Source organism: Halobellus sp., from assembly GCF_042218505.1.
Taxonomy (GTDB): domain Archaea; phylum Halobacteriota; class Halobacteria; order Halobacteriales; family Haloferacaceae; genus Haloquadratum.
In genome coordinates this window covers 27696-51540 of the sequence record NZ_JBDGQZ010000021.1, presented here as the reverse complement: position 1 = coordinate 51540, position 23845 = coordinate 27696, and the positions used below count along the sequence as shown (strand labels likewise).

Below are 23845 nucleotides of genomic sequence, written 5' to 3'. Positions count from 1 at the left end.
GAATCTACATAATCGTTTTGTGAGTACCTCATCGCTGTCCCGCGGTAAGGCGGCGAAATCATAACAAATGTACTGTTGTTATCTAACTCGCTATGTAACAGAGTATTTTATGCTGAAAAGACTCGGTATCTTCGCCAATTTATTTAAATATTCTCGTCTGAATAACAGTTATAATATTTTACGTAATTTGCTCTATTATACTTGAAAAGTCATCAAACTCTAATTTAAGGGTAACAATTCTATTCTGCACAATTCAGTTTTATGAACAGTATGTAATCAAGTCACTTACAAAGAATATCAGGCTCGCAGTTCGGCTTCTGCCAGTTCGGCCGCGCTTCTGATCGCCCCGACAGAACTCAGGTGACCGGCCCCGACGGCCGTTTTCATCGCTTTTGCCGCCGCGCCTGTCACAACCTCAGGTCCGAGTTGGGCGACTGTCTGATCACCGACTGAGACGATCCACCCGGGAACGTTGAACCGGTAGGGCTCCAGTCGGGGCGCGAAACCAGCCGACCCGGATATCTCGTGATCGACGAGCCGAGCAATGTTGTCCGCGACGGTGCGGGCCTCCCGAAGTGCCGCAGAAGCCGACGCGGGGATGGGTTCGCCATCGGCGTCGACGCCGCGGGCCGCGTCGCCGACGGCGAACGTGCGCTCGTCGACCCGGAGGTCGCTCTGGACGACCGGCCGGTCGCCGCTCATCGCGTCGGTACCGGCGATCCCACCGGCCCAGACGAACACATCTGCCGGAAAGGTCCCTCTGTCAGTTTCGACAGCATCAGCGGTGGCTCGCTCGACCGTGGTTCCCGTCCTGACGGTCACACCCTCCGATTTTAAGGCCGACCGGACCGCCGTCTGAAACTTCGCCGGGAAGTTCGGGGCGACGTTGTGTTCTTGTTCGAGGAGCGTCACTTTTGTAGGGACGCCCTCCTCATCCGCGAGCGCCGCCAGTTCGCCGGCGGTCTGGATGCCGGACAACCCCGCGCCGCCGACCACCGCGTCGATGACGACCGAATCCGAACCGTCCGCTCCCGACTCATCGACGTCCGATTCATCGACTCTCGCTGCGGCCTCGAAGAATGCGTCGTTGATCGCCAACGCGTCGTCGATCGACGTGAGCGGACGACCGTGCTCTGCGATGCCGGGAATGCTATAGTCGGCGGTGTCGGAGCCGAGACAGATCGCCGCATAGTCGTACGAGAGAGTCTGTCCGTCTCCGAGGTGGACTACCCGCGCGTCTCTATCAATCTCGGTCACGCGGGTAGTTCGGATGGATGCGCGGTCGAATAACTCCGAGAGCGGCACACGGATCGCCTCACTCACGCCCGGGCGTCGGATAACGCGATGGACCTCGTGCTTGACGAGGTGCGTGTCCGACTCGTCGACGACGACCAGTTCGACCTCAGGGGGGAGCGCCGACTCGAGTTGTCGGGCCAACGTCACGCCGGCATACCCTGCGCCGAGAATGAGAACGCGCATATTTGATAAAGGGGATGCACAGTCAAATGTCGAACGGCCGAGGGTGAGCGGTCCGAGTCGGAAGGCGCTGGCATAGACCAGTGTGACAACCTCCGAATCGGGTGACCAGACAGCTTCGATCGTGGACAACTGACCTGGGTGAGATCACTGTGCGTCGAACTGCTGTGAGAGAAGGTATGGGGAAATCGAAGAGAGACTGGATCCAGAGGGTATTGCGAGGGGCAAGGCCGACTATTCGGTATACGGCGCCGCGGAATCACTCGGGATCATAGACGATGAGACGAATCTGGACTCGCACCTCAACATTCCTCAGGCAGTCAGGCTCGCACCTGCAGAATGGAGAGTCTCGCATCTGCAGAATGGAGAGCCTCGCATCTGCAGAGCAGACAGATCGATCGACAGTGCCGTTGATACCCCAGGTATTTTGCGAGACATATCTGGGGAGGTATTCAACGTAGCTTCGGCTCTCTCGAACCTCCTCAACGAGTTACGAACGGTTCGACGCCACTCAAGACCGCTTCGTCGCTGTTCTACCACGCCGAACTGATGAAAAGACGAGACAGCTTCCCCCAGCGGACTCGTTCGGATATCAACTTTCGACACACCCGGGCGATCGGACCAGACCCGTAGCGCTCACGAGAGATTCGAACGGTCCTCGCTGACCGACTCGCCACTGAGGGACCGGAATATCATCGATCTATTCTTTCCGACCCAGAAGTTGGAGGCGTCGCGCTCAGCTCAACTGACGAGTCGCCGTCTCAGAACAGCGCGTCGGCGGATGGACGGATCTGTGCGGGGTCGCCGACCTCCCACACGTCGGTGTCCACACCGACGTCTGCGACCGTGGATTCGACCTGGTCGACGTGCGCACTGGTCGTGTTGACGTACACGCTCGCGCCCGTGTCAGTCGAGAAGTACACCGGGATGTCGGCATCGTCTCGAAGTTTGCGGACCGCGTTGAATACCGCGATGGTGTCCGGTTGCCAGTACACCCATCCGGCCGGGCCGGTCATCGTCGTCGCGGTAAGCGAAAGCGAATCGTGCTCGGCCAACTCGAACGCGCGGTCAAAGTTCGCGTCGAACAACGCGTCGCGCATCGCATCGATCTGGTGGTGGACGTGTGCCATCCGCGCCTGGAACATATGGCTCTCGGCGGCTTCGCGGTGCGCTTCCTCGGTTTCTTTGTATGCTGGAACGTGCGCGGCGACGATCCGCAGGTCGTCCTCCAAGTCGGTCTCGATCCGCTCGGACCGACAGTCGTCGTCGTTCATCCCCGAATAGAGGTGCGAGAACGCCCCAGTGACGGCGCGCGCAGCCGACGAAGACCCACGACGGGCGATGGTCGATATCTCCGGGCGCGTCAGGTCGAGGTCGGCGGCCGTCGCCAAGGCCATCGCGGCAGCAGCGAACCCGGACGACGAGGAGCCGAACCCGATGTTCGACGGGAAGGAGTTCTCCGATTCGAGCCGAACCGGGTGGTCGATGTCGGCGCGGTCACGGACGTGCTCCACGACGGCGTCGATACGCTCGGCGCTGCGGCCGTCGACACGTTCGCCGCCGATTCGATAGACGTCGTCGGGTGCGTCCGGTTGGAACTCGACCGTCGTCGTCGTCGCACTCGGGGCAGTACATACGCTGATGCTGTCGTGATACGGGAGTCGGCGTTCTTCGTCGCGCATCCCGTGATACTTGATCAGGCCTTGAATCGGGTGTGCTCTGGCAGTCGCTTTCATACTCTCACGCGTGAGCGACGCGAGGTTAAACGTCCCGATGGCGCGGCCATCTGTTCGACGCAATGAACACTACGGTATCGCCACGAATACCACCGGCAGTGAGCGTTCGGCACGAATGCGTGTGCTGAAGAAAGAGAGGTGGCAACACGATTCGGCCGATTCGGAATACTCCGATGCGGCCATCGGATTTTTGTCTGCTTGTCAAATACTAGATCACACTACAGAGCGGAATTCCTGAATCTGAGTCGAGACAGGAACGGCCACACTGTTTGTAGAAATTTACAATACCTTTTATACTCAGGGTTCAACGTGCGAGTAAGACCTGCCGGACGCTGCCGCTCGTGGACTCCGGCGGCGCGACACGGTCACGATCCAATGAAACGAAAGCTGTTCGCCGTCCTGATTGTCGTATCGCTCCTTCTGAGTGCGCTTCCCGCGGTCGCACTGACGTCGAATCCGGAGATACAAACGGTCACGTCGGATCCGACACTCCAGCCTGGTGGCGTGAACGAGCTCTCGTTCAAACTCCTCAACGACGGTTCGGGCGCTGAGGACGAGACGAGAGACGCGTACAACGTTCACATTCGTCCGGCTAACAGCGTCGGCCCGATCAACGTGGAGACGAACCAACTGTACGTCGAATCCCTCCCGGACGGTTCGCCGGCGGATCTCTCGCTGTCACTCGACGTCCCCTCGAACATCGAGAGCGGGACGTACCGGATTCCGCTTCGGTTATCCTACGAGTACGACAACGGTGCCGGCAGCGACGTGGAGCGGAAGAAGACGATCTACCTTCCGGTCCGCGTCAAACCCGGCCCACAGTTCGACATCGTCGACAGTTCCTCGACGGCCACTGTGGGCGGGACTGGCACGCTCGAAGTGACCGTCCAGAACGTCGGAACCACCGCCGCCTACGACTCGACGTTGACGCTTTCCTCGTCGGCCCCGGACGTCTCACTGGGCTCGAGCACTTCGAGTACCAGATTCATCGACTCCTGGGAGCGCGGTGAAAACCGCACTTTCGAGTTCGAGACGACACTCAAAGACAGTGCCTCTGTCGGCAACTACCCGCTGTCGGCACAGATCGACTTCGAGAAACCCGACGGAACGACCGGATCGACGCCTTCGCTGACGGTTCCGCTTCGCGCACTCCCGGAGATGACCTTCGACGTCTCGGATATGAGCAGTTCGCTCCGCGTCGGTGAGGAAGGGACCGTCTCGGGCACGGTCACCAACACCGGCCCGATGGCCGCCGACAACGCTGTCGTGACGCTTGAAAAGCCAGGACAGACGGTGTCGCTGGTCGAAACGTCCGTCGCCGTCGGCTCTCTGGCGCCCGGTGAGTCGGCACCGTTCTCCTTCGACGTCGAAGTTACGAGCAGCGCATCGGCCGGCCCCCGACAGTTCGACTTCGGCGTGACGTACAAGGATATGGCCGACAGGACCCGTCAGTCCGATACGATCCTCACCCGCGTCGAGGTGGCTGAGGAGTCCCCGGAGTTCCAGGTGGAACCGGTAAATGCCACGTACACCGCGGGATCCGGCGGAACGTTCGAGGTAACCGTGACAAACACCCGCGACCGCGTGCTCTCGGACATCTCCGCGAAGATCTATATGGACTCGCCGCTCTCCTCGTCCGACGACGAAGCCTTCGTCGAGGAACTCGAACCCGGGGAATCGAAGACGATTCGCTTCCAGGTCAGCGCCGGTGGCGATGCAACGGCGAAGACCTATCCGGTGAAGATGGACTTCCAGTACGATCAGCCTGACGGGGACACGATCATCTCTGATACGTATCAGGTTCCCATCCAAGTGACAGAGAGTTCCGGCAGCGGGCTCCCGATACTCCCGATCGGCGGCGGCGTCGCCGTGCTGCTCGCCGTTGTCGGCTTCCTTTATTACCGACGACAGGGCTGACCGATGCAGGTCGACTATCAGCGCTTCGTCGACTGGGCGGACGACAATATCGTCAACCGCCCGAAAAAAGTGATGCTGGCGTTTCTGCTCGTCACCCTCCTCTTCGCGGGAGGTCTGGGGAACGTCTCCACGGAATCGGGCACCCAGCAGTTCGCCGAGGACGTCCCAGCAGCGAACGCGAACGATCGGATCGAAAACGAGTTCCTGCCGGTGTTCGGTAACAACCCCGGAAGTACACAACTCGTCCAGCGATCGCCAAACGTCCTCTCAAAACAGTCGATGCTCGCGATGCTTCGGGCACAGGAGGCGCTTGAGGATCGGAACGATATGTACGTCTCCAGTACGTCGTCTGCGGCGGGCTTCGTCGCCCAGAAGGTCGATCCGTCGGCCACAACGCTCGAAGAGCAGATTATCGCTCTAGAGGGTGCGACTCAGACTGAGATCCGCCGCACAGTTCGCGAGAACGCGAATAATCCGGAACTCACCGGGACGCTGAGCAACGACTTTAATAAGGAAGCTGCCTCGGCTTCGGCGACGATTGGGGTCGTGACGCACGACCTCCCGCAGGATGTCGGTGGCACGACCGGGCAGTCGGGAGACAGCCCGATGACCGACATTCAATTGCAGGCCCAGCGGATCATCGATACGGAACTGAACACCGATATTACGGTTTTTGGAAGCGGCATCATCGCCGACGAGTTCGGGACGGTCATCACCGATTCGCTGTTGATCGTCACGCCTGCGGCGGTCATCCTCATCGTGGGATTCCTCGTCGTGGCCTACCGCGACCTACTGGATCTCATCCTGGGGATCGTTTCGCTGTTGATGGCCGTGATCTGGACGTTCGGATTCCTCGGGTTAGCCGGCATCCCGTTCAATCAGATTATGATCTCGGTCCCACCACTGTTGCTCGCGGTCGGCATCGATTTCGGGATCCACGCGATCAATCGGTATCGTGAGGACCGAGCGACTGGTCTCGACGTCGATTCGGCGATGACCGTCGCGACCGATCAGTTGCTGGTTGCGTTCTTTATTGTCACTGGAACCACCGTGATCGGATTCCTCTCGAATCTCGCCTCCAGTCTGCCGCCGATCCGCGACTTCGGCGTCGTCGCCGGCGTCGGGATTACGTTCACCTTCCTGATCTTCGGCATCTTCCTCCCGGCGGCGAAGGTCTGGCTCGACCGCAATCGCGACGACTGGCCGGTTCCGACGTTCAGCCAGCAGCCGCTCGGCGAGGAGGGATCGGCACTCGGCGAGGTGCTCTCGGTCGGCGTCTTCGCCGCGCGGAAACTGCCGGTGATCGTCCTGATCGTTGCCCTGCTGTTCAGTGCGGGGGCCGCCGGGTACGCGACGGGTGTCGATACCTCGTTCTCACAGGAGGACTTCCTGCCGCCGGAGGACGTCTCGCCACTCCTGAAATCGCTCCCCGAACCCTTCGCCCCCAGTGACTACGACGCCGTTGGGACGTTGAACTTCCTCGAAGACAAGTTCACCACCTCGCAGGGGGGGTCAGTCACCATATACGTCCAGGGGCGGATGGAGAACGATGCCGCCCTCGAACGGATCTACCGGGCAGGGGAAGAGCCGCCCGAGGTGTTCGTCGATGCAAGCAATAGACGTGCTGAGTCCACGAGCATCGTGACGGTCATCCAAGATTATGCCGACCGTAATCCCGAGTTCGCCGCACTGGTCGACCGGAACGACAGAAACAACAACGGCGTTCCGGACGACAATCTCCCGACGATCTATCGGGAACTCGACCAATCGCCGGTCGGCGACCGGGCCTCGGAGTATCTTGCCGACGATCACCGGAGCGCCAGGGTCATATACTCTGTCACCGCCGATACCTCTGACGACGAAGCGACCGCCGCCGCTCGTGAGGTGGCGGATCGGTTCAGATCGGACGCGATAGCCACGGGCAACACTGTCGTGTTCCAGCAGGTCTCGAATCTGATCTTCGAGTCAGCGATCAAGAGTCTCGCACTCGCGCTCGGAGCGACTGTGGTGTTCCTGTTGTTCATCTACTGGGTGCTCGAAGGGCTCCCGTCGCTGGGCATCGCGAACCTCGTGCCCATCGTGGTCGCCGTCTCCGCTGTCGCAGGAACGATGCGGGTGCTCGGCATCTCGTTCAACGCCTTCACCGCGACGATCCTCTCGCTGACCATCGGCCTGGGGATCGACTACTCGGTCCACGTCGTCCATCGGTTCATCGACGAGCGACGCGAGAACCCGCTGTCCGTGGCGCTCAAGCGGACCGTCGTCGGGACGGGCGGGGCACTCCTGGGGAGTATGGCGACCACGGCGTTCGGAATCGGCGTGCTCGTCCTTGCAGTGTTGTCCGTCCTCGGGCAGTTCGGGGTGTTGACGGCCATCTCGATTATTTACTCGTTTCTCGCCTCGCTTCTCGTGCTTCCCTCGGCGCTCGTCGTCTGGGATCGGATCGTCAACGAGGACCCGGACGTTCCGATGGGGTATCCCGGCGAGGGAACGGCCGAGTCAGTCGGGACAGACGACCCGCTGGGGCCGAGCCCTGACACCGACATAGAGGGGGGATCGGCGTGAACTTCGATGCGGATTCCGACCCCAGGGACGTGCCCGAGACGACCGTCTCCGAACACGAGGCCGTGGCAGCGCTCGAACATCTTGGACTCTCGAACTACGCCGCACGGGTGTTTGTCGCGCTCCAGCGTCTCGGTGTCGGGACGGCCAAGCAGATTCACAAAGAGACTGACGTCCCGCGTTCACAGGTGTACGGTGCGGCCGAGGAACTACTTGACGTCGGAATGGTCGAACTCCAGCAGTCGACGCCGAAACGCTACCGGCCGGTGAGTTTGGACACCGCGCGCCGCCAACTCGCTGAGAGGATGCAACAGGAGGCTGACCGCGCGTTCGAATTCCTCGAAGCGCAACGGGAAGCGCGGATCGAGAGCGAAACACGCGACGACGTCTGGACAATCCACGGGCGCGAACCGATCCACAACCGCGTTGCGGAACTCGCGAGACAGGGGGTCGACTCGGTCCTCTTCGCCGCTCCCAAGCCGGAGTTCGTGCCCTCGAATCTCCTCGAGACGCTTCGCGCCCGCGCCGAAGCCGGCGCGTCGGTGCGTGTCCTCAGCGAGGACGCCGCAGTCAGAGAGATGTTCGCCGACATCGATGGCGTGGCGGTCGCCGAGGCGGTCGACCCACCGATGGACCACCCGGGTCGGGTCCTCATCGTCGACGACCGCGTGGTGTTGCTCTCGGCGACGTCGCCGGGCGACGCCGCGGACGAGACGGCAATTTGGGCGGCCGATACGGCGATGGCGGAGATACTCGCTCGCGTTATCGAGGATAGTATCCAGAGGTTCGTCAGCGGTTCGTTCGACGACGAGTGACCACCGACCTGACGCTGACGATTTGCGCTTCTGCTACCACCTCACGTGGAAGCCTGACTCCCCCGCCGGTTCCTCGAACTCGACGTGTACATCCTCGACGGATGCCGTGGGGCTCCCAGTGTGGCACCATTCGACCATCGCTTCCACATCTGCTTCCAATCCCTCGAAGACGGCTTCGACCCGACCGTCGTCGAGGTTTCTGACCCAGCCGTCGACGTCGCGGTCGCGCGCCGCATCGCGGGTCGACGCACGGTAGTAAACGCCCTGGACGGTCCCGCTGACGAACACGTGTGCGCGGACTCGATTGTCGGTCATTTCGCGCGTTCGTTGTAGGGCCGGCAGAAAGAGCGTATCGCCCAACCGTCCGCTATGAAGCGACGCCCCGCAGGAAGCCCTACGTGGTCGTCGCCGGAAAGAGGCCTACCAGGATCACGGGTAACACCCCGTCTCCTGACAGTGCTTTGATGACTGCCCCGATACCGCACATCACACACAAGCCGAACGTCAGGAGGCATCATCGATGCGGACGCCACCCCGCGCAGTGGCCACGCTCGATGCCTATACGCCTATAGTAGCGTTTGCAACTGGTTGCACAGCCGATCGTACGCAGTCGGGCGATCGAGTGAGCGAAGACGTGCAAACGCTACTGTAGCCGACGGTTCGGTTCGAGGTCACTAACCCCTGTTACCGAAGGTGGCGCCGAACCCACGACGGAGCGACGGATCGACGAAGAAACGACACCGTGCCTGGGATTCCGCGTCGACAGAGGTGACGAGTTTGGTGACTTCGCCCTGGAACAGGGTCCGCCCCATCACCACACGGAGAACGAGGACCGCGTACCCGATCCAGTGCTCCGAGTACTCGAAGTTCGACGACCGACCCAGTATTTGCACGTCCAGTTCGCGTGTGCTTGATGATATACGAATCCGAAAACAATCCAGCACACTCCCGTAATATCCTCTTCAGAATGGAATTCGACACCGAATAAATATACAGCAGACGCGCCAGGGAGGTGAGTTTATCACTACTGGGTAGGGCACGTGTTGTATGGAACTCTTCGGAACGGCCGGCATCCGTGGTTCGGCCGAAGAGCGAGTGACCCCAGAACTCGCGCTCGCGGTCGGCCGCGCAGTCGGTGCCGACGCTGTAGGGAACGCATCGGACGCCGACGCGGTCGGAAACCCGTCGGACGCCGACGCCACGCCCGTCGTGGTTGCACGGGACGGGCGGACCACGGGGCCGGCACTCGCCGCGGCGGTGGAGGCAGGCGTAGCATCCGCCGGAGCCGACGTCAAGCGAGCGGGGATGTTACCGACACCGGCCCTCGCCTACGCCTCGCAGGGCCGTCGCGGCGTGATGCTCACGGCCTCGCACAATCCGCCGGCCGACAACGGAATCAAAGTTTTCGTTGACGGCGAGGAGTACGATCGGGATCTCGAACGCGGGATCGAGTCCCGCGTCGCGGGCGAGCAGTCGCCGGTCGCCTGGGACCGCTGGGGCGGCTCTGCGGACGGTGAAATAGTCAAGGAGTACCGAAGCGCGGTCGTCGAGTACGCGCAGGCACACGGCGCACACGCGGATGGACTCGATGTGGTGGTCGACTGCGGGAACGGGATGGGTGCGCTCGGCACACCGCTGGTTCTTCGAGAACTCGGGGCGCGGGTCGTCACGCTCAACAGCCAGGTCGACGGCCACTTCCCGGGACGAGAGTCGAAGCCGACGCCGGAATCGCTGGCCGACCTTCGATCGGTCGTCGCAGACGGGAGTTTCGACCTCGGAATCGGTCACGACGGCGACGCTGACCGCATTGTAATCGTCGACGGCGACGGCGACGTCGTGCACGAAGACACCGTCGTCGCAATCTTAGCCGCCCATTTCACCCGGGTGGCTGACGCTGCGGATCCGGTCGTCGTGACCACGCCGAACGCCTCGGGGCGGATCGACGAACGGATCAGGGCGGCGGGAGGACGCGTCGAACGCATTCGACTTGGCGCGCTCCACGAGGGAATCGCCGCGGCGCGCGCCGCCGGCGGCGACGTCGTCTTCGCCGCCGAACCTTGGAAGCATATCCATCCATCGCACGGCGGCTGGATCGACGGCGCTGCCTCCGCAGCGGTGTTCCTGCGACTCGTCGCACGCGACGGCCTCGACGGCCTTCGCGACCCCGTCACTGAGCGCCCGTATCGCAAAGTGAGCGTCGAGTGTCCCGACGAGGCAAAGCGCGACGCGATGGCACGTCTCGAAGCGACGCTGCCAGAATCGTTCCCCGAGGCGGACGTGGACACGGAGTACGGCGTTCGTCTCGAATTTCCCGACGCCTCGTGGACGCTCGTCCGACCCTCGGGAACCGAACCCTACGTCCGCGTCTACGCCGAGGCCGACGAGGTGGATGTACTCGTCGACGAGGTGACCGAGGTGGTCGAACGCGCAGTCACGGACGCGTCCTGACGAACGGAGTTTCGACGCCGACTGCCGAAGGTCTCGAAACGCCATCGCACGAGCATCGGGGATCCGTCACCGTCTCGTGCGATCGCCTGGGAGCCGTCAGGGAGCGACGAATTTATGCGCATCTCCGTTCCCATTACTCCGTAGGTGTCTATAGTAATGGATAGACGATCGTTCGTGAAGGCGACCGGAGTCGCGGGAATCGCAGGACTGGCCGGCTGTAGCGGTGGTCCGTCTGGCGGTTCTGCGGAATCGACAGAGACGACCAGTCAGTACGGCGGCGGTGACGGGACGGAGACGACTGCGGCCGAGACGACAGCAAGCAGCCCGACAGCCCACATCGGGATGGTCTATGCGACCGGCGGCCTGGGCGATGGGTCGTTCAACGACCAGGCCCAGCAGGGAGCGTTGCAGGCCGAAGAAGAACTCGGAGTCTCGTTCAACGAGGCCCAGCCCGAACAGGTCTCTGAGTTCAGCACGTTTCAGCAACAGTTCGCGCAGTCGACGGATCCGGTTTACGATCTGATCTGCTGTATCGGCTTCCTGCAGGCCGACGCAGTCACACAGACCGCCGGGTCCTACCCCGACCAAAACCTGATGATCGTCGACTCCGTCGTCGACGCACCGAACGTCGCAAGTTACACGTTCAAAGAACACGAGGGCTCGTACCTTGCGGGGTTGATGGCGAGTATGCTCACCACGCGAGACTACTCCGCGGCCGGCGGTTCGACAGCAGGAGACTCCACAAGCGTCGGGTTCGTCGGCGGCGTCGAGTCCGACCTGATCAAGAAGTTCCAGGCGGGCTACGAAGCCGGCGTGAAAGCCGGCGACGAGGACGTCGAGGTCCTCGTAAACTACGTCGGCGGTTTCAACGACGTCGCCGGTGGGCGAGAGGCCGCGACGGCGATGTACAACAGCGGCGCCGACATCGTCTACCACGCCTCGGGTAACACCGGAACGGGCGTCTTTCAGGCCGCCCAGGAACAGGGCAAGTTCGCGATCGGCGTCGACCGCGACCAGTCAATCACGAAGCCCTCCTACTCGGATGTGATTCTCGGGAGTATGGTCAAGCGCGTCGATACTGCCGTCTACAACTCGATCGAGTCCGTCGTCAACGACAACTTCCCCGGAGGAACCGCGGTCTCGCTGGGTCTCAAAGACGAGGGCGTCGCGCTGGTCTACGGTGACCAACTCGGCTCGGAGATCCCGCAGGACGTCAAAGACGAGATCGCAACCGCCCGGGACAGTATCATTGCCGGCGACATCTCGGTGCCGTCCTCGCCGCAGTAAGCGCACAGGGCGCTTCGGTTCACATCCAAACCTATTCGGTTACCCCCCCACCAAGGAGACATAGATCTATGGCCACTGCCGTCCATCTCGAGGGAATCACCAAGCGGTTCCCCGGGGTCGTGGCGAACGACGACGTCGACCTCGAAGTCGAGCGCGGCACCGTCCACGCCCTCCTCGGCGAGAACGGAGCGGGCAAGACGACGCTAATGAACGTCCTCTACGGACTCTACGAGCCGACTTCTGGCCGGGTTCACCTCGACGACGAGACCAAATCGTTCGACTCTCCCAGAGACGCGATCGACGCCGGCGTCGGGATGATCCACCAGCACTTCATGCTCGTCGATCCGATGACTGTCACTGAGAACATCACGCTCGGAAACGAACCGCGGAAGTGGGGCGGTCTCACTGTCGACCGCGAGGCGTCCCGCAAGGCGGTCGTCGAACTCTCAGCGCGCTACGGCTTCGACGTCGATCCCGACGCCACCGTCGAGGACATCTCCGTCGGCGAACAACAGCGCGTCGAGATCCTCAAAGCGCTCTACCGCGGCGCCGACGTGCTGATCTTGGACGAACCGACAGCGGTCCTGACGCCCCAGGAAGTCGAGGAACTGTTCGACGTCCTCGAAGAACTGACTGCGCAGGGGAAGACGATCATCTTCATCACGCACAAACTCGGTGAGGCGATGCGCGCTGCCGACGAGATAACCGTCCTCCGCGACGGGCGGAACGTCGGCACCGTCGACGCTGACGGGACCACACGCGAGGATCTCGCGGAACTGATGGTCGGCCGCGAGGTGCTGTTGGACGTCGATCGAGGGGCGGCCGAGACCGGCGACGTCGTCGCCTCCGCTTCGGACATCGTCGTCGAAGACGACCGCGGGGTCCGCGCGGTCGACGGCGTCTCCTTCGAGGTCCGCGCCGGTGAAATCCTCGGCATCGCCGGCGTCGATGGCAACGGACAGGCCCCGCTTGTCGAGGCTTTGACCGGACTTCGAACGCCCGACGCGGGGCAGATCCGCTTCCTCGGCGACGACGTAACGACGGCCTCCCGTCGCGAGCGGATCGCTTCCGGGATGGCGTACATCCCCGAAGATAGACAGGAGCGTGGCCTGGTGATGGACTTCGACCTGATCGAGAATGCGCTCCTCGGTAGCCAGCACAGCCAAGAGTACGGTCCGAACGGGCGCATCGACTGGCCGGCGACGCGTGACCACGCCGAGGAGATCATCGACGAGTACGACGTCCGGCCCCCGGATCCCGAGGCCGGTGCAGAGTCGCTGTCGGGCGGGAACCAGCAGAAGTTCATCGTCGGTCGCGAGTTCGAGCGCGATCCGAAACTCGTCGTCGCCTCACACCCGACTCGGGGCGTCGACGTCGGTTCGATCGAGTTCATCCACGAGCGCCTGCTGGAACTGCGCCGACAGGGCGTGGCGGTGCTCCTCGTCTCCTCGAAACTGGAGGAGGTCCAGGGAATCTCCGACCGTCTCGCCGTAATGTACGAGGGCGAGTTCAACGGGGTCGTCGACCCTGCCGAGACGACAGAGGAGGAACTTGGCCTGCTGATGGCGGGCGAACAGCCAGAAGCCGTGTCGCGAGAAGCCAGCGACGATCGCGAAGGGCGGGCGGCCACCGCGGACGTGACGGGCGGTGACGAGCGGTGAGCGCTGCGGATAGAATCCGCGGGGCGATCACCCGACTGGTCGAGGCCTCGGCCATCGAGCGGATCCTGATCAGCACCGCCGCGCTCGTTCTCTCGATACTCATCGGGACCGTGTTGGTCCTCGTGGCCGGACGGATGACGACCTGCGCTCCGACCGACGCCGTCTATTATCTCGGGACGGGATTCTGCTACGACCCGGTCGTCGTCTTCGACCGGCTCTTCCTGGGCGCCCTCGGTGAACCGCTCCGCGGAAACTGGTCACCGGACGGACAGTTCGCCGTCACGCTCCGGGAAACGACGCTACTCGTCTTCACGGGACTGTCGGTGGCGGTGGCCTTCCGTGCGGGGATCTTCAATATCGGCACGCAGGGCCAGATGGTCGTCGGCGCGATGGCGACGGCTGTCGGCGTTCTCTGGGCGTCGTCGTTCCTTTCGGGCGCGCTGGGCACGGTGCTCCTGATTCCCTTCGGGGTTCTTGTCGGGGCTGTCTTCGGTGGACTTTACGGAATGCTTCCGGGACTGTTGAAGGCGTACGCCGACGCCAACGAAGTCATCACGACGATTATGCTCAACTTCATCGCCACTGGCGTGACGCTGTATCTCGTGAGCGGGCCGTTCAAAGATCCGGCCAGCGCGGCGAATCAGACGGTCCCGCTGCCGGAGTTCGCGCGTTTCCCGTCGCTGCTGTTCGGCAGCCGTCAGGACTTCTCGCTTGTCGCGTTCGCGTTCGGCATCGTCGCCATCGGTGGCCTCTATTACGTGATCGAGCACACGGCGTTCGGATTCGACGTCCGCACGAGCGGAATCCAACCGGAGGCCGCCGAGTACGGTGGCGTCGACGCGGCAAAGACCGTCGTGGCAAGTCTGACCCTTTCGGGTGCGCTCGGCGGCGTTGCGGGCGCGATGTACGTGATGATGATCCTCGGGACGTTCCAGACCGGGCTCCCTTCCTACGGGTTCGACGGGATCACCGTCTCGATTCTTGCGGGCAACAACCCCCTGGGAGTCGGTATCGCGGCCCTCCTGTTCGGAATCCTCAAGAGCGGGACGACCGTTGTGCAGTTCGCGACGGACGTGCCGCCGCAACTGGTCGGGGTCCTCCGCGGGTTGATCATCCTGTTCGTCGCGATGCCGGAGTTCTTCCGACTTCTCGGCAGACGGCTGTCCCCGTCGGGACCGGAGCGCACCCCCGTCGCCACCGATGGCGGCCGCCGGGAGGGAGAGACAGATGAGTGAGGCCGGTGCGGACGCGCCCGTCGGGAGCCGACTCACCGACACCGTGGCGGCGTACTCGACCCGGGCACTGGCCGGCGGCACGACGATCGCGGCCCTGTTCGTCCTCCTCGTCGCGGGAGCGATCTTTCCGGATTCGATCGCCGGAACGTTCGCGGGCGTCCTCACGAGTCGGAACACGCTCGCCTCGGCGCTCAGGCTCTCGGTCCCGATTGCGTTCGCCGCGCTCGGCGGCATCTTCGCTGAGAAGGCGGGCGTGATCAACATCGGTCTCGAAGGCCTGCTCATCATCTCGGCGTTCACTGCCATCTACGTCACTGACCTCACGGGCGGCGTCTGGATCGGCTTCGCCGGCGGCGTTCTCGCGAGCACGTTGCTCGCCGGCCTGTTCGCGGTCGTGACCATCGAGTTCCGGGCGGACCAGATCATCGCCGGTCTGGCGGTGTGGCTGATCGCCCTCGGCCTCGCGCCGTTTGCTTCGCAGGTAATCTACAACGGGCCGAACACGCCGACGGTCCCGACGCCGAACGCGATCTCCGTGCCAGTGCTCGCGGAACTCCCGTTCTTCGGCGCGCTGTTCTCTGCGTCTCCGTCGGTGTATCTGCTCTTCCTGTCGGTGGGGCTGTCGTGGTACGTCTTCGAGCGGACCGCGTTCGGCCGGTGGATCCGGGCCAGCGGGGAGAACCCAAAGGCGCTCGATACGGCCGGCGTGAGCGTCAAGGGCGTCCGCTACGCTGCCGTGCTGCTGTCGGGTCTCTTGGCAGGGATGGGCGGATCCGCGTTCTCGCTCGACCTGGGACAGTTCACGGGGAACGGCCCCACGATGGTCAACGGGAAAGGATTCATCGCCATCGTGGCGTACCTGTTCGGCAACTACAATCCGATCGGCGCGTTCCTGGCCACACTCCTGTTCGCCGGACTCGACGCGATCCAGACCGTGCTGCAACTCCGGGGGATCGGGATCCCGCGGCAACTCATCCGAATCACGCCGTTCGTGATCGTCATCGTCGTGCTCGCGCTCGTCGGTCGGACTCAGACCCCCGAAGCGGCCGGGGATCACTACGAATCCGGCGAGGAGTAGGGAATTCGGCGGCCGGAACATAGCCTGATGAGAGGTGAGCGGCCCGACGGGTTGTGGTCGGCGCTCTTCCACCCGTAGCGACAGCGATGTCCGTCAGGCCTGCGCTTAGCCACGGTCTGTCCGTGCTTTCATCGGGGCCACTGTCGTTTCGCTGCCGACCTGGAGAGACCGGAACCTCTAACAACTTAGTGGTATTACTAGGTAATATGTCGTTCAGTGGATTCAGCCACGCGACGGACGCACAGGTGACAGAGGCGATCACGAAGTCCTGGAGCGACGAGTTCCTCGATTTCACCGATACGGAGGTGATCATCGTCGGCGGCGGCCCGTCAGGACTCGTCACAGCAACGGAACTGGCCGAGCGCGGCGTCGACGTGATGATCGTCGAGAAGAACAACTACCTCGGTGGTGGGTTCTGGCTCGGTGGGTTCCTGATGAACAAACTGACCGTTCGCGAACCAGCCGACACCGTTCTCGACGAACTCGGCGTCCCCTACGAGGAGTCCGACACCGAGGGGCTTCACCTGGCTGACGGCCCACACGCCTGTTCGTCGCTCATCGCGGCGGCCTGCGACGCCGGCGCGCGGATCCAGAATATGACCGAGTTCACCGATGTCGTCGTCCGCGACGACCACCGCGTCGCGGGGATCGTGATGAACTGGTCGCCCGTTCACGCGCTCCCACGAGAACTGACCTGCGTCGATCCGATCGCCGTCGAGGCGGATCTGGTCGTCGACGCCACCGGCCACGACGCGGTCGTCGTCTCGAAACTGCAGGAGCAGGGCGTCGTCGACGCGCCGGGAATCGAACACGCCACAGCCCACGAAACTGGAATGGACACGACCGGCGAGGGCGAGTACGGCGCGCCCGGCCACGACTCCCCCGGCCACGACTCGATGTGGGCCGCCGACAGCGAGGACAAAGTTGTCGAGAAGACCGGAAAGATCCACGAGGGTCTCCTCACCGCCGGCCTCTCGACGGCGACGACCTACGGACTCACCCGGATGGGGCCGACGTTCGGTGCGATGCTGCTCTCCGGCAAGCGCGCAGCACAGGTCGCGCTCGACGAACTGGGGACGAACGCACCGACGGTCGATCTGCCGGGGGACACGCCCGCCTCCGCCGACGACTGATGACGGCGTTCAGCGACCGACTGCTCGACGCGGGCGACGACATCTGGGCAGCCCAGAAGGAGCATCCGTTCGTCCGCGAACTGGCCGCCGGGACGCTCGATGAGGCGGCGTTCCGTCACTGGGTCACGCAGGACTACCGGTACTTGCTCGATTACGCCCGGGTGTTCGCGGTGGCGGGGACGAAAGCGGGCGACGAAACCTCGATGACTCGGCTGCTCGATGTCGCGCACTCCGTCGTCGATTACGAACTGGACCTCCATCGGGAGTTCGCCGAAGGATACGGACTAACTCCTGCGGATCTCGAAGCGACGGAGAAAGCGCCGACCTGCGTCGCGTACACGAACTTCCTCCTGCGGACGGCCCACGAGGGGTCGTTCGCGGAGACCGCAGCCGCCATCTACCCCTGCGGACAGGGGTATCTCGACGTTGCGGAACAGATGGCCGCGCTCGCCGACGGCGAGCACCGGTACACCCCGTTCATCGAGAAGTACACGAGCGAGCCGTTCCGCGAGTCCGTGTCGTGGATGCGTGAACTGGTCGACCGCTGTGCTGCGGAGAATCCGGGCGAACGCGACGCGATGCGGGAGGCCTTCCTGACGAGCGCCAGACTCGAGTACCGGTTCTGGGAGATGGCCTATACGCAGGAGACCTGGGAGGTGCCGGCCTGATGAATCACGGAATCGACGACCCACCCGACTCCAAGCCGCGCCGACCCGCACCGGTGTCGCTCCCGACCGCGCTGACGATTGCGGGCAGCGATTCGGGCGGCGGGGCCGGTATCCAGGCTGATCTACGGACGATGGCGGCACACGATACCTTCCCGACGAGCGTCGTCACGAGCGTCACCGCCCAGCACTCGCGCGGTGTCGAGCGATCCACCATCCTCGATCGTACCGACGTCCGAGCGCAGTACGAAGCAGTCGTGGAGGACTTCGACGTTGGGGCCGCCAAGACCGGAATGCTCGGCACGGCCGACATCGTCCGAACGGTTCGCGACTGTGTCGCCACCGCGGACTTCCCCGTCGTCGTCGATCCCGTGATGGTGGCGATGTCCGGCGACCGACTTCTCGACCGAGCGGGCGAAGAGGCGTACGAGGACCTGCTTTCAGTGGCGGCGCTCGTTACGCCGAACCGGCAAGAGGCGGCCGTCCTCGTCGGCGAAAGCGACGACGACCCCGCGCCGCGAGCGGCAGGAGCACAATTGCTCGAAATGGGAGCCGACGCGGCACTCGTGACCGGCGGACACGGTGACGGTGCCACCGTTCGCGACGTCCTCGTGACGGATGATGGCGTCCACGCGTTCGAGCACCCCCGCGTCGATACCAGGGCGACCCACGGAACCGGGTGCTCGCTTTCGGCCGCTGTCGCCGCAAACCTGAGCAGGGGACTCGGGACTGAGGCCGCGGTCGCAGCGGCGACGGACTTCCTCTCCCGCGCCGTCAGGTATCCACTCGACGTCGGCCAGGGTGCGGGAGCCGTCCACCCGCTGGCCGGCCATCGAAACGAGGCAAACGAGCGCAAGACGGTCGTGGCCGTCCGTGATCTCGTTAACAGATTCGTCGAAGCGGACGTGTCGCCGCTCGTCCCCGAGGTCGGGATGAACGTCGCCGGCGCGACGCCGTACGCCGAGTCGGTCGACGAGATCGCGGCCGTGGACGGACGGCTCACCCGAACGATGGATGGCGTCGAACCCACTGCGAGCGTTCGGTTCGGCGCGTCGAGTCACCTCGCGCGGTTCCTGCTAGCGGCCCGCGAGCACGACACGGACCTTCGGTTTGCGACGAACTGCCGACTCTCCTCGGCGACGCACGAGGGACTCGAATCGCTCGACGCTCCGATCGCGCGGTTCGATCGGACGGCCGAACCCACCGACGCCGACACGATGGACTGGGCAGCCGATCGCGTCTTCGGGCGCGCGAACGAGCCGCCACAAGCGGTGGCTGACGAGGGGGCCGTCGGCAAAGAGCCGATGATTCGGGTCGTCGGCGCGACGCCCGACGAAGTTGCCGGGGTCATCGGCCACCTGCGAGGGGTGGCTGCCCGGGAGGACTCGGGTTCGTAGGCCCGCGAGGGTCCGCGGCTCCCGTCCTGTAATTCCGACAGATAAAGAGTTTTCCGCACGCACGCGAGACACCGAACGATGAGTACCTCCCACGAGTACGACGTCGTCGTCGTCGGCGCGGGGACGGCGGGCTGTTACGCTGCGGCCACCGTCGCCGACGAGGGCCTCGACGTCGCCGTCGTCGAGCGGAAGTCCGAAGAAGAGGCCGGACACATCGCCTGCGGTGACGCTTTGAAGGGCGCAGACGCGTTCCCCGAGGCGATCCCGAAGTCGCAGATCGAAGGCGCGTTCACCAACACGGGGGTCGATCACGGCCGCTTCGAGATCCCGCAGGAAGACACCGTACTCGATATTCCCGTCCCGGGCGAACTGGCCGTCATCGACCGCCTGAAATACGGCCGCCTACTGATCGACGCCGCCGAACACGCTGGCGCGGACTTCCACTACAATACGGTCGTGCAGGACGTGACGCAAGCGGCGGACGGGACCGTCACGGGCATCCGTGGCATACACTCTACCGATGCCATCACCTACGACGCCGACGTCGTCATCGACGGCGCGGGGTCGCTCTCGCTGCTCCAGGACAAGACCGACTTCTCGAACACGCACTTCGATACCAACGTCTCCTATTCGCAGTTCTGCTCGGCTTACCGCGAGATCGTCGAGGTCCCGGAACCGGTCGAGTGGGACGACGCGCTGGTGTTCAAACCGACCGAACGCGCCGCAGGCTACCTCTGGTACTTCCCGCGGACGGATACGACGATCAACGCGGGCCTGGGTTTCCAGATGACCGAAGAGCCGATGAAACTGGTCGAGGATCTCAGGCGCGACCTCGAGACTCGCCCGGAGTTCGAGGGCGCGCAGGTGACCGACAAACTCGGTGCAGCGCTGCCGACCCGACGACCGTACGACTCGGCGGTCGCCGACGGCTTCCTCGCGGCCGGCGACGCCGCGGGCCACGTCAACCCCACGACCGGTGGCGGCATCGCCGGGGCGGCCTACGCCGGCACCTACGCGGCCGAGCAAGCCGTCAAAGCGGTCTCGGAAAGTGACGTGAGCGAAGACGCCCTATGGCGGTACAACGAACGTGTGATGGATCACTTCGGGGCGCGGTACGCCGGCCTCGACGTGTACAACGTCCTCTCGACGGCCGTCGACGTCGACGATCTGATGGGCCTGCTCGCGTCGCTCCCGGGCGAGAAACTCGCAGAGGCGCTGTACTCCGGGACGACATCGTTCGGCCCGATGCTGCTCGCGAAGACGGCGAAGGAGTCGTTCGGATACTGGAGTCAGATCCTGGAGTTCTACCGGACGAAAAACCTCGCGGACGAACTGATGGAGCACTACGCGCGCTACCCACGGCGCGCGGAGGCGCTGCCGGTCTGGCAGGACCAGCGCGATCAGTTGATGGACGAGATTTACGAGATGACCGGCGCTGAGCCGAAGTACTGAGCCACCGGGAGAAAATCGATCGCCCTGCCCTGAGCCGAATTACTGGCTGACCGCCAGGAAGCCCGCACTGAGTCCTCAGCTACCCAATCACCGACGGAGTCGCGCGAGCGCCTCGTCGTCGCCATCCACCTCGACGAGTCCGTCGTCCGCGAGGTCCGAGAGCAACTCCGAGAGCCACTCGCGGCCGTACTCTCCGTCCGGGGCGTAATCCACCCGCACTCGTGGCCCCAGTTCGTCCAGTCCGAGTTCGTCGTACTCCTTCAGCGTCGAGATCACGCGGCCGCGCATCTGTCGCCGGCTCCCATCGAACTCGGGTTGTGTCGGAACGTCCGGGGCGGTGAAATCACCGGTCGCGTACGCGTGACACCACTCGCGCCACGGACAGCCTTCCTCGTCGCAGCGCGGCTTCTTTCGGCAGGCGACGCCGCCGAGTTCCATTATCGCGTTGTTCCAGACTCGGGACTCGCCGTCGGGCAGCAGTTTGGCCGCAGCGCGCTCGAACTCGCTGTCGTCGTCCGGGACGTCGAAGGCGCGGTAGAGCACCCGCTTGACGTTCGTGTCGACGACGGCGTCGCCGTTGTTGAACGCGAACGAGGCGACGGCGTTCGCCGTGTAGGGACCGACGCCCATCAGTTCAGAGAGTTCCTCCGGCGTCGTGGGAAAGTCGCCATCGTAGTCGTCGCGGACCTGCTGTGCCGCCTCGTGGAGATATTTCGCGCGGTTGTTGTACCCCAACGAGTGGTCGCTCCAGAAGGCAACAACCGCTGCGCGGTCGGCGGCCGCCAGATCCGCCACGGTGGGCCACCGATCGAGAAAGTCGCGCCAGGCGTCGACGACGCGGTCGAGCTGCGTCTGTTGACTCATCACCTCCGAAACCAGAATCTCGTAGGGATCCTCGGTTTCGCGCCACGGGTACGACCGGTGGTCCGTCTCGTACCACGACACGAGAGCGTCGCGAACCGCTACGACGTCGTCGGGGAGCGGACCCGGGGCGGTGTCGTCGCTTCCGGCGTCGCCGTCCGTCATCGTTAGCGTCTCGGACCGGCAGGGCTTGGGAGTTCTGATCTGGATTCGAGCATCGGCCCCTATGAGGGTGGGTCGCCAGGGAGCGGTCGTCGGTCTGGAGACGAAAGCCGTTTGCCCGCGCCACCCGAGAAACAGGGTATGAGCCTCGAGGAACTCACCGGCGACGTCGAATCCGCGTACACCGACATCGACGAGGAGCAGTCAGTCTCGCTCGACCGCGAGACGCGACACGAACTGGCGATGCTCGGGGCGGCGTTCGACACTGAGGAGGCCGACGAACTGCTCCGGCGCGCGGTTCATCTGTTGTTCCAGACGACCGTCGATCGGGGAACGCTCGATTTCCACCTCCAGACGAAGATACAGTAGGTCCAGATCAATACGAACTTACAGACAAAGGCGAAGCAGTCTTAGAGTGTTGGGAAGAGCTACAGCAGACAAAGACAATCCAAATCAAGAGCGACTTGCGGCCAGAGCAAAACGCGCGAGAAATAGTCCTTGAAACACTAGCAGATCACTTCCCCGACAACTACGCTAATTAGCTTCTTACTACTTGAATAGTTTCTCAAGAAGCGCCGCTTAACTCAATTCCTCAAGAATCTCTCTCTTCAGATCCCCCTTCAGTTCGTCTATCAGCTCACCCTTCAACTCAGGGTCGTCTCTCACCGCCTCAAGCACTTCATCAACGCTTTGGACCTGTTCGACCTGTTTCATATCCTCGGCTTCTTGGTACGACTTACGCACCGCTTCGTCGGCTTGTTCCATCGCTTCTTTCGCGTCGGGCGTAAACTCAAGCCCGCACCACGGACACAGTTTCGCACTCGCCGGCGGGCTTTCACCGCACCGAGGACACACTTGCGGCGTTAGTTCGCTCTCCGGTTCTTCAACCTCCAAGTCGAACGCCTTTCGCGCTTCGCGGATATGGTCACTATCCTTCAAATGAGCATAGGTCGATTCCATCACCCGGCTTTCGGGTGCGTGGCCGAGTTGGTGCTTAATCGCGCTCTCCGGAACGCCGCGCCGAAGCGCTATGGTCACAAAATTATGTCGAAGCGCGTGGGGATTCAGGGGCTTGTCTATCTCCGTCCGCTCTTTCATCCGCTTGAGAGTTTCATAAACGCTTGATTCTCCCATTTGCGTCCGCGCCGTCTCTTCCTCGGATAGATCCCGGTCCTCCTTGTATGGCCCACCATTCGCAAATTGGGGGAGCGGACAGAACACATACGCTTCGGGATCATCCGGGTTCGGGTGGCCGGTCTGGAGCCATTGACGGATAGAAGCCGCGGATAGGAGTAAATCCCGCCACTTCCCGTTTTCATCGGCTCCCTTCAGCCCTTCTCCCTCCTCGTTTAGTCGGAATTTCTCTTCCTCAAGCTTCAGATGTTTGATTTTGAGTGTCCGCGTAGCGCTCGCCCGTTGGCCGGTGTAAATCAGAAAGTCAAATAGCGCTAAATCCCGGTTGTTCCGCGCCACCGACCGAAGCTCTTGCACCTCCTCGCGCGTGAGCATATCATCGGGATCAACGCCCGTATCTTCTTGTGTCGGGACGGGGATTTCCTCAACATCAATTCCCACGTCGGTATGTACTCTGTAGAACTTCCGTAAGGCGAGCGAATAGAGCCGAAGGCTTCCGTTGGTAAGCCCGTCGTCTTTGACGCTATCGTGCTCACCGTCTTTGTATTGCTGTAGTAGCTCCTTCAATTCCAATTCAGACGTATCCGGTAGGTCAACATCCTTTGCGAACCGGCGGCACTTCTGAACATAGTTCTCAAGCGTACTGAGTGCGTTCGTCTGTTCTCCCTCCGGCACACTCACAAGCATTTGATCTTCGTCGTAGGCCTTTGCCATATGCAAGATGGCTTCGGCGTTCGAGGGGTTCACAAAGTCGTCTTTTTCGTTTTTGACTCTCTGCAATTCGCGGTCAAATCGGTCTGACTGCGCTCCCATCCATTACCCCACG

General features: G+C 63.0%; 18 protein-coding genes and 1 pseudogene. 13 read left to right on the top strand and 6 right to left on the bottom strand.

Translation table 11 applies throughout. The annotated features are described in order from the left end of the window. Positions 1–297 precede the first annotated feature (297 nt). Both ABEI27_RS07255 and mvaD read right to left on the bottom strand, forming a co-directional pair. Positions 298–1479 (bottom strand): NAD(P)/FAD-dependent oxidoreductase, encoded by a 1182-nt coding sequence (locus tag ABEI27_RS07255; RefSeq protein ID WP_375798742.1) that lies wholly within the window; start codon positions 1477–1479, stop codon positions 298–300. Between the two features lie 758 nt (positions 1480–2237). Further along, a complete protein-coding gene (gene mvaD, locus ABEI27_RS07250) occupies positions 2238–3212 on the bottom strand; it encodes a phosphomevalonate decarboxylase MvaD (RefSeq protein ID WP_375798741.1) in 975 nt (324 codons plus the stop codon). Between the two features lie 375 nt (positions 3213–3587). On the opposite strand from mvaD, the gene ABEI27_RS07245 reads away from it, so the two are divergent. Genes ABEI27_RS07245 through ABEI27_RS07235 form a run of 3 tightly spaced genes read left to right on the top strand, consistent with a single transcriptional unit; the run spans position 3588 to position 8506 of the window. Then, a complete protein-coding gene (locus ABEI27_RS07245) occupies positions 3588–5129 on the top strand; it encodes a COG1361 S-layer family protein (protein WP_375798740.1) in 1542 nt (513 codons plus the stop codon). Positions 5130–5132: 3 nt separating this feature from the next. After that, positions 5133–7694, top strand: coding sequence for an RND family transporter (locus ABEI27_RS07240; protein WP_375798739.1), 2562 nt, complete (start codon positions 5133–5135; stop codon positions 7692–7694). Continuing rightward, positions 7691–8506 (top strand): TrmB family transcriptional regulator, encoded by an 816-nt coding sequence (locus tag ABEI27_RS07235; protein WP_375798738.1) that lies wholly within the window; start codon positions 7691–7693, stop codon positions 8504–8506. Before ABEI27_RS07240 ends, ABEI27_RS07235 begins: the two co-directional genes overlap by 4 nt. A 33-nt stretch (positions 8507–8539) precedes the next feature. Here ABEI27_RS07235 and ABEI27_RS07230 read toward each other — a convergent pair whose 3' ends face one another. Both ABEI27_RS07230 and ABEI27_RS07225 read right to left on the bottom strand, forming a co-directional pair. After that, on the bottom strand, positions 8540–8821 hold the full coding sequence (locus ABEI27_RS07230; protein WP_375798737.1) for an acylphosphatase: 282 nt from the start codon (positions 8819–8821) through the stop codon (positions 8540–8542). 359 nt (positions 8822–9180) lie between these two features. Next, positions 9181–9399: a hypothetical protein gene (locus tag ABEI27_RS07225; protein ID WP_375798736.1), complete on the bottom strand. Its 219-nt coding sequence runs from the start codon at positions 9397–9399 to the stop codon at positions 9181–9183. 154 nt (positions 9400–9553) lie between these two features. Here ABEI27_RS07225 and ABEI27_RS07220 point away from each other — a divergent pair, with 154 nt between their 5' ends. From ABEI27_RS07220 to ABEI27_RS07180, 9 genes are all read left to right on the top strand, one after another. Next, positions 9554–10954 carry a phosphopentomutase/phosphoglucosamine mutase gene (locus ABEI27_RS07220; RefSeq protein WP_375798735.1) on the top strand — a complete coding sequence of 467 codons (1401 nt, stop codon included), beginning with the start codon at positions 9554–9556 and terminating at the stop codon, positions 10952–10954. A 156-nt stretch (positions 10955–11110) separates the two neighbouring features. Further along, positions 11111–12241: a BMP family protein gene (locus ABEI27_RS07215; protein ID WP_375798734.1), complete on the top strand. Its 1131-nt coding sequence runs from the start codon at positions 11111–11113 to the stop codon at positions 12239–12241. A 68-nt stretch (positions 12242–12309) separates the two neighbouring features. Further along, positions 12310–13902, top strand: a complete 1593-nt coding sequence (locus ABEI27_RS07210) for an ABC transporter ATP-binding protein (RefSeq protein WP_375798733.1) — start codon at positions 12310–12312, stop codon at positions 13900–13902. Next, entirely contained in the window at positions 13899–15137 is a 1239-nt protein-coding gene (locus tag ABEI27_RS07205; protein ID WP_375798732.1) for an ABC transporter permease, read from the top strand. The genes ABEI27_RS07210 and ABEI27_RS07205 overlap by 4 nt, the downstream gene beginning before the upstream one ends. Beyond that, positions 15130–16215, top strand: coding sequence for an ABC transporter permease (locus ABEI27_RS07200; RefSeq protein ID WP_375798731.1), 1086 nt, complete (start codon positions 15130–15132; stop codon positions 16213–16215). The genes ABEI27_RS07205 and ABEI27_RS07200 overlap by 8 nt, the downstream gene beginning before the upstream one ends. 206 nt (positions 16216–16421) lie before the next feature. Further along, the gene (locus tag ABEI27_RS07195) at positions 16422–17348 is read left to right on the top strand and encodes a sulfide-dependent adenosine diphosphate thiazole synthase (RefSeq protein ID WP_375798730.1); all 927 of its coding nucleotides are present in this window, start codon (positions 16422–16424) and stop codon (positions 17346–17348) included. Then, positions 17348–18016, top strand: coding sequence for a thiaminase II (gene tenA / locus ABEI27_RS07190; protein ID WP_375798729.1), 669 nt, complete (start codon positions 17348–17350; stop codon positions 18014–18016). The genes ABEI27_RS07195 and tenA overlap by 1 nt, the downstream gene beginning before the upstream one ends. After that, complete coding sequence (thiD, locus tag ABEI27_RS07185) at positions 18016–19410, top strand: bifunctional hydroxymethylpyrimidine kinase/phosphomethylpyrimidine kinase (RefSeq protein ID WP_375798728.1); 1395 nt, start codon at positions 18016–18018, stop codon at positions 19408–19410. The genes tenA and thiD overlap by 1 nt, the downstream gene beginning before the upstream one ends. Before the next feature lie 78 nt (positions 19411–19488). Continuing rightward, a complete protein-coding gene (locus tag ABEI27_RS07180) occupies positions 19489–20862 on the top strand; it encodes a geranylgeranyl reductase family protein (RefSeq protein WP_375798727.1) in 1374 nt (457 codons plus the stop codon). 87 nt (positions 20863–20949) lie between these two features. Here the strand turns inward: ABEI27_RS07180 and ABEI27_RS07175 are convergent, their stop codons facing one another. Continuing rightward, positions 20950–21888 (bottom strand): A/G-specific adenine glycosylase, encoded by a 939-nt coding sequence (locus tag ABEI27_RS07175; RefSeq protein WP_375798726.1) that lies wholly within the window; start codon positions 21886–21888, stop codon positions 20950–20952. Positions 21889–22026: 138 nt separating this feature from the next. Between ABEI27_RS07175 and ABEI27_RS07170 the strand changes: the two are divergent. After that, positions 22027–22239 (top strand): annotated as a pseudogene (locus ABEI27_RS07170) (hypothetical protein); the annotation flags it as partial. Positions 22240–22464: 225 nt separating this feature from the next. On the opposite strand, the gene ABEI27_RS07165 reads toward ABEI27_RS07170, so the two are convergent. Next, the gene (locus tag ABEI27_RS07165; RefSeq protein ID WP_375798725.1) at positions 22465–23733 is read right to left on the bottom strand and encodes a tyrosine-type recombinase/integrase; all 1269 of its coding nucleotides are present in this window, start codon (positions 23731–23733) and stop codon (positions 22465–22467) included. Positions 23734–23845: the final 112 nt, after the last annotated feature.